The organism is Microbacterium sp. CCH5-D1, from assembly GCF_001557335.1.
Classification (GTDB): domain Bacteria; phylum Actinomycetota; class Actinomycetes; order Actinomycetales; family Microbacteriaceae; genus Microbacterium; species Microbacterium oxydans.
This window is the reverse complement of sequence record NZ_LSJW01000051.1, coordinates 1-5,509: the sequence shown is the minus strand read 5'-3', so window position 1 is coordinate 5,509 and position 5,509 is coordinate 1. Positions and strand designations below refer to the sequence as shown.

The window sequence follows — 5,509 nt, the reverse complement described above, 5'->3', positions numbered from 1 at the left end:
ACCGATCTCAAGATCTCCGTGGCCCGCCTCGAAGGGCCACCCCGGCACCTGCTCAGCGCCCACCGCTGAGCTGAGCTGAGCTGCGCAGTCGGAGGGAGCTACAGCAGCACGAGGGCGGCGGCTACCGCAGCACGAGCGCGGCGGCGCCGATGAGCGGCCCCTCGTCGCCCAGCCCAGAGCGCACGACTCGGGCGCGCCGCGAGTATTCGTGCGCCGCGCTGGCAGTGAGCGCTGTCTGCACGAGGTCGATGTAGTCCTCGGACACCCGCGAGAATCCGCCGCCGATCGCGACGACGTCGAGGTCGACGAGGGTCGCGGCATCCGCCAACGCACCGCCTACTTCGCGGGCGGAGCGCTCGATCGCCGCACGAGCGACAGTGTCTCCGGCGGCTGCGTCACGGGCCAGATCCTCCCCGGTGGCACCGCTCCAGCCCTGCGTCTGCGCCCAGGCGGCGCTCGCCGGCCCGGAGGCGATCTCCTCCAGGGTCAGACCACCCTCGCGACGCACCTGACCCAGGTGGCCGGCGTTGCCGGTGGCCCCGGGGATATAGGCGCCGTTCGCGACGAACCCGCCGCCGACACCGGTCGAGACGACGATCGACAGCGAGGCACCGGCGCCCTGCGTGGCCCCGAGCCAGGATTCGGCGAGGGCGAGCGCACCGCCGTCGTGACCGAGCAGAGTGCGCACGTCGCGCCCCAGCACCGTGGACGCCGCCGCGCGCACCGAGTCCTCGAGACGGAACCCGCGTGCCAGGGGCATGTTCACGGGCATGATCGCCCCGACCGTGCGGTCGATCGGTCCGGCGCTGCCGACGCCGGCCCCGACGAGTTCGGCGTCCGCGGGTAGAGCCGCCAGCGCGTGCTCGACGATCGCGACCACCGACGCATCGAGTGAATCGAGAGTGGCTTCGCGACCCGTCGACTGTCGACTCCGGCTTCCCTCGACGAGCCGGCCGTCTTCGCCGACGAGCGCGGCTTCCATCTTCGTTCCGCCGACGTCGACGGCCAGGGCGTAGCGCGTCACTGCGGGTCGAGTCCGAGGTCGTCGAGGTCGAAGGCGGCGCGCCACTCGAGACCCTCGGCTTCGATCGCGGCCTGCGCCCCGGTCTTGCGGTCGACGATCACGGCAACGGCAACGATCTCTGCGCCTTCCTTGCGGAGGGCCTCGACGGCCTTGAGCGCCGACTGCCCCGTGGTCGAGGTGTCTTCGAGCACGACGACACGCTTGCCCTTGACGTCGGCGCCTTCGATCTGGCGGCCGCGCCCATGGTCCTTGGGCTCCTTGCGCACGACGAACGCGTCGAGCGGGGTGTCGGTTGCGACCGAAGCGTGCAGCACCGAGTTCGCGATCGGATCGGCACCGAGCGTGAGGCCACCGACGGCCACGACGTCGAGGTCGCCGATCAGGTCGAGCATGATGCGACCGATCGCGGGAGCGGCGCGGTGGTCCAGCGTGAGCTTTCGCATGTCGACGTAGTACGTCGCCTTCTTGCCGCTGGAAAGGGTGAAGTCGCCGTGGAACACCGCCTCGTCCTTGATGAGGTCGAGGAGCGTCTGGCGGTCTGCGTCGAGTGCGGTCACGGCATCCAGTGTAGGAGCCTGGGGCGCACTGCGCGGATGCATGAGGTTTGACCGCATGCATGAACGTCCGGCCATGCGGCTCATGCATCCGTTCGGTGGCCATGCAGGTGGTGGCCATGCAGGTGGTGGCCATGCAGGTGGTGGTCATGCAAGGTGGCCGCCACACAGGTCGCGGGCGACGGACCCAGTGCGGGCTCGGGTGTCGGATCCCGCAACTAGGCTTGACGCATGCGCTTGGCCACCTGGAACGTCAACTCCATCCGCACCCGCGTCACCCGCACCGTCGAGTTCGCCGTCCGAGAGGACATCGACGTACTGGCGATGCAGGAGATCAAATGCAAGCCGGAGCAGTTCCCCTACGGACCGTTCGAGGAGGCCGGGTACCACGTCGAGGTGCACGGGCTGAACCAGTGGAACGGCGTGGCGATCGCGAGCCGCCTCCCGGTCACCGACGTGCGCACCTCGTTCGACGGAATGCCGGGCTTCGCGAAGGGGCATGAGGGGCCGGATGCGCCGCTCGAAGCACGCGCGCTCGGCGTGATGGTCGACGGCGTGCGGGTGTGGAGCCTGTACGTGCCGAACGGCCGCTCGCTGGAAGACCCGCACTACCTCTACAAGCTGCACTGGCTCGAGCAGTTGAAGAAGTCGACGGCGGCCGAGCTGTCGGCGAACCCCGATCTGCCTCTCGCCCTGGTGGGCGACTTCAACATCATCCCGTTCGACGTCGACAACGGCGACCCCGACATCGTGGTCGGCCGTTCGACCCACGTGTCCCCGCAGGAGCGCGACGCGTTCTTCGCGTTCCAGGATGCCGGGGTCACCGACGTGGTACGTCCGCTGATCCCGGAGGGCTTCACCTACTGGGACTACCAGCGCCTGAAGTTCCCGCGCAACGAAGGTGTGCGCATCGACTTCGTGCTCGGTTCGCGCACGCTGGCCGAGGCGGTGCAGGGCGCGTCCATCCACCGCGACGAGCGCAAGGGCGAGCAGCCCAGCGACCATGTCCCGGTGGTCGTCGACCTCGACAGCCGTCGTCTCGGGACGGGCGGCGCCGATGACGACGACGACATGCCGATGATCTTCTCCTGAGGGCCGATCACGTGCGCGTGCGGCTGATCGCCACCGATCTCGACGGCACCCTGCTCGATTCGTCGTCGGCCGTCACTCCGCGCACCCGCGCCGCGCTCGACGCCGCCCGAGCCCGCGGGATCCACGTGGTCCCGGTCACCGCGCGCCAGCCGATCGGCCTGCGTGCCATCGCTGCGGACGCGGGGTTCGACGGGTGGGCGCTGTGCAGCAACGGCGCCTATGCCGTGCGCCTCGACGACGGGCGGATGCTGTTCGCCGAGGAGCTGCCGCCCCAGACGATCCGCGCGCTCGCCGAAGCTCTGCGCGCGAGCATCCCCGGCCTGCTGTTCGCGAGTGTGCGCGATGCCGGAGAGACGTTCGTGGCCCAGGACGGCTACGCGGCGATCGCCGCCCTCTCCGACCACAAGCGCGACCCCGCCGCGATGGGAGGCGTCCCGCTGGAGCAGGTGCTGTCCGCGCCGAGCCTGAAGTTCGTGATCCGCCACCCCGAGCTCGCCCCGGCCGCCCTGTTCGACACCCTGCGCTCGCTCGGACTCACCGGCTTCGAGGCGACGCTGTCGGGCGCCCCGTTCGTCGAGGTCATGGCGGAGGGCGTCACCAAGGCCACCGGCCTCGCGCGACTCTGCGAGCATCTCGACATCGACCGCGCTGACGTGGTGGCCTTCGGCGATGCGCTCAACGATGTCGAGATGCTCCGCTGGGCAGGGCACGGCGTCGCGATGGCAGGCGCCGAACCCCTGGTTCAGGATGCTGCCGACGACACGACCGCCTCGAACGACGAGGACGGTGTGGCGCGGGTGATCGAGCGCCTGCTCGGCTGAGCCGCTATTGCACGTCGAGCGAATACCTGACAATCGGATTCATCGAGTGAATCGATATTGCGGGGCGGCAGACGACGCCCATAGTTTGCGGTTGTGAAGCTCCCCCGCGCCGCGCGCACCCGCTATCCCGCATCCGTTCCCGCCAGAGACCGCCGCAGCAGAGGCCTGGCTCTCCTCGGCGGCGTGTGCGCTGCCGCGATCGTCTTCGGCGGCGGGTCGCTCTCCGCGAGTGCGGCACCCCCGGCAGTGGGGCCGGGAGTGGGGAAGGCCCTGTCCGCCACGTCGTTCCGAGCTGCCCAACAGGCTGCGGTCACGGCGGCGATCTCCACCGCGCAGGCGACCGGCGAGCCCGTCCCCGTGGACGGGATGATCACCCCCACCCAGCAGCACGTGGCGATGCCCGATGGGACGATGCGCTACGAGACGTCGACAGTGCCCGTCAGAGTGGAGCAGGATTCCACGTGGGTCCCGGTGGACACGACACTCGCTCGCACGGATGGGTGGTGGGAACCGATCGCGTCGGCCGCACCCGTCCGCTTCTCCGCCGGCGGGAACAACGAACTCGCACAGGTGCAGACCGCCTCCGGAGAGTGGGTCACCGAGACCTGGCCCTACGGCACCCTCCCCGCCCCGACTGTCGACGGCGACACGGCCACCTACGCGAACGTGCTGCCCGACGTTGACCTGAAGATGGTGGCCACCAAGACCGGGCAGGCATCGGTCTACGTAGTCAAGACGGAGAAAGCCGCGCGGTCGGCGGCGCTCGACGATCTTCATGTCGTGATCCAGGACGCCGCGTTGACCACCAAGAAGAACGGCTCCGTCGAAGCAGAGGCGGCCGACGGTTCGCAGATCGTCGCGGGGCAGCCCCTCTGGTGGGATTCCTCCTCGGGAGGCGACTTCCGCGAGCCCGGAGCGACCGAGCCGGTGCTGCCGGTCACGCACGACGTCGGTGAGGATCGCGTGATGCTCGACGTCGGAGCTTCCGTCGCTACGCATGAGAAGGACTCGGGCCAGGACGTGACCTACCCGATCTTCATCGACCCCGACTGGTCGGCCGGCGCTCAGGCATCCTGGTACACGGACGCCGCCTATCCCGACCAGTCGTACCTCAACGCGAGCACGTCGGATGTGCTCCGCATGGGCCGGTACCAGAACTTCCGAGGCAACATCTTCTACCAGTTCATCATCAGCCCGCTCGCCGGCAAGGACATCCTCGGGGCCCAGCTCGGCGCGACGCAGATCAGATGGGCCTCCTGCCCGAACAGCCCCGTCCAGGTGCGTGCTTTCGGCCCACAGGCCGGAGGGTTCACGTGGAACCAGCAGAACCACTCGCTGTGGGGACCGGTTCTGGACACTCAGAACCCGGGATCGTGCAGCAGCGGACCAGAGGCCGTCGGCTGGAACGTCACGGCAGGCGTTCAGGGCTACGTCGGACAGACCTGGTTCCAGCTCGGGCTCGCGCCCCAGAACGAGACGGTCGTCTCGCGACGCCACTTCAGCCGCGCCGCGACCTTGACCGTGTCTTACAACACACGCCCCAACGCCCCGACCGACCCGGTCTTCACGTCGCCGAGCCGACAGTGCGGAACCGCCGCGGCCCCCACCCCGATCGGGCAGAGCGACGTCACCGTTCGCGTGCACCAGACCGACCCCGACCCCGGCAATGTCGACACCAACTTCCACCTCATGAAGGCTTCCAACCTGAACGCTGCCGTTCAGGACAAGCCCGGAGGGCTCGGTGCGCAGGGGTACAAGTCGGTCACGTTCACCACACTGACCGATGGTGAGACATACGCGTGGCGCGCCTGGGGCAGCGATCACCGCAGCAACGGCGTCGCCCCGACAGCCTGGTGCTACTTCACCGTCGACAAGACGAAGCCGGCCACTCCCACCGTCACCGCGCCGACCAACGCCTCCTACACCGTCGGGACGGGCCTCAACCTGGCCGTGACTGGGGCGGCCGACGTCGCCGGATACGTCTATTGCTGTCTCTTATACACATCTGACGCTGCCGA

Annotated in this window: 5 protein-coding genes; 3 read left to right on the top strand and 2 right to left on the bottom strand. The window is 69.1% G+C overall.

What is annotated here, in order from left to right; genetic code table 11:
- Window positions 1–121: 121 nt before the first annotated feature.
- On the bottom strand, window positions 122–1,024 hold the full coding sequence (locus AX744_RS03265) for an ROK family protein (protein WP_061015385.1): 903 nt from the start codon (window positions 1,022–1,024) through the stop codon (window positions 122–124).
- A complete protein-coding gene (pyrE, locus tag AX744_RS03260; RefSeq protein WP_082108509.1) occupies window positions 1,021–1,581 on the bottom strand; it encodes an orotate phosphoribosyltransferase in 561 nt (186 codons plus the stop codon). The genes AX744_RS03265 and pyrE overlap by 4 nt, the downstream gene beginning before the upstream one ends.
- Before the next feature lie 228 nt (window positions 1,582–1,809).
- Between pyrE and AX744_RS03255 the strand changes: the two genes are divergently transcribed.
- From AX744_RS03255 to AX744_RS03245, 3 genes are all read left to right on the top strand, one after another.
- Complete coding sequence (locus tag AX744_RS03255) at window positions 1,810–2,670, top strand: exodeoxyribonuclease III (RefSeq protein WP_061015384.1); 861 nt, start codon at window positions 1,810–1,812, stop codon at window positions 2,668–2,670.
- An 11-nt stretch (window positions 2,671–2,681) separates the two neighbouring features.
- Window positions 2,682–3,491, top strand: a complete 810-nt coding sequence (locus AX744_RS03250) for a Cof-type HAD-IIB family hydrolase (protein WP_061015383.1) — start codon at window positions 2,682–2,684, stop codon at window positions 3,489–3,491.
- Between the two features lie 93 nt (window positions 3,492–3,584).
- A partial coding sequence (locus AX744_RS03245) for a hypothetical protein (RefSeq protein WP_157543509.1) occupies window positions 3,585–5,509 on the top strand: 1,925 nt, incomplete at its 3' end.

Coding starts and splice junctions, on each gene's coding strand:
- AX744_RS03255 (WP_061015384.1), top strand. CDS start 1,810: ATGCGCTTGGCCACCTGGAACGTCAACTCCATCCGCACCCGCGTCACC.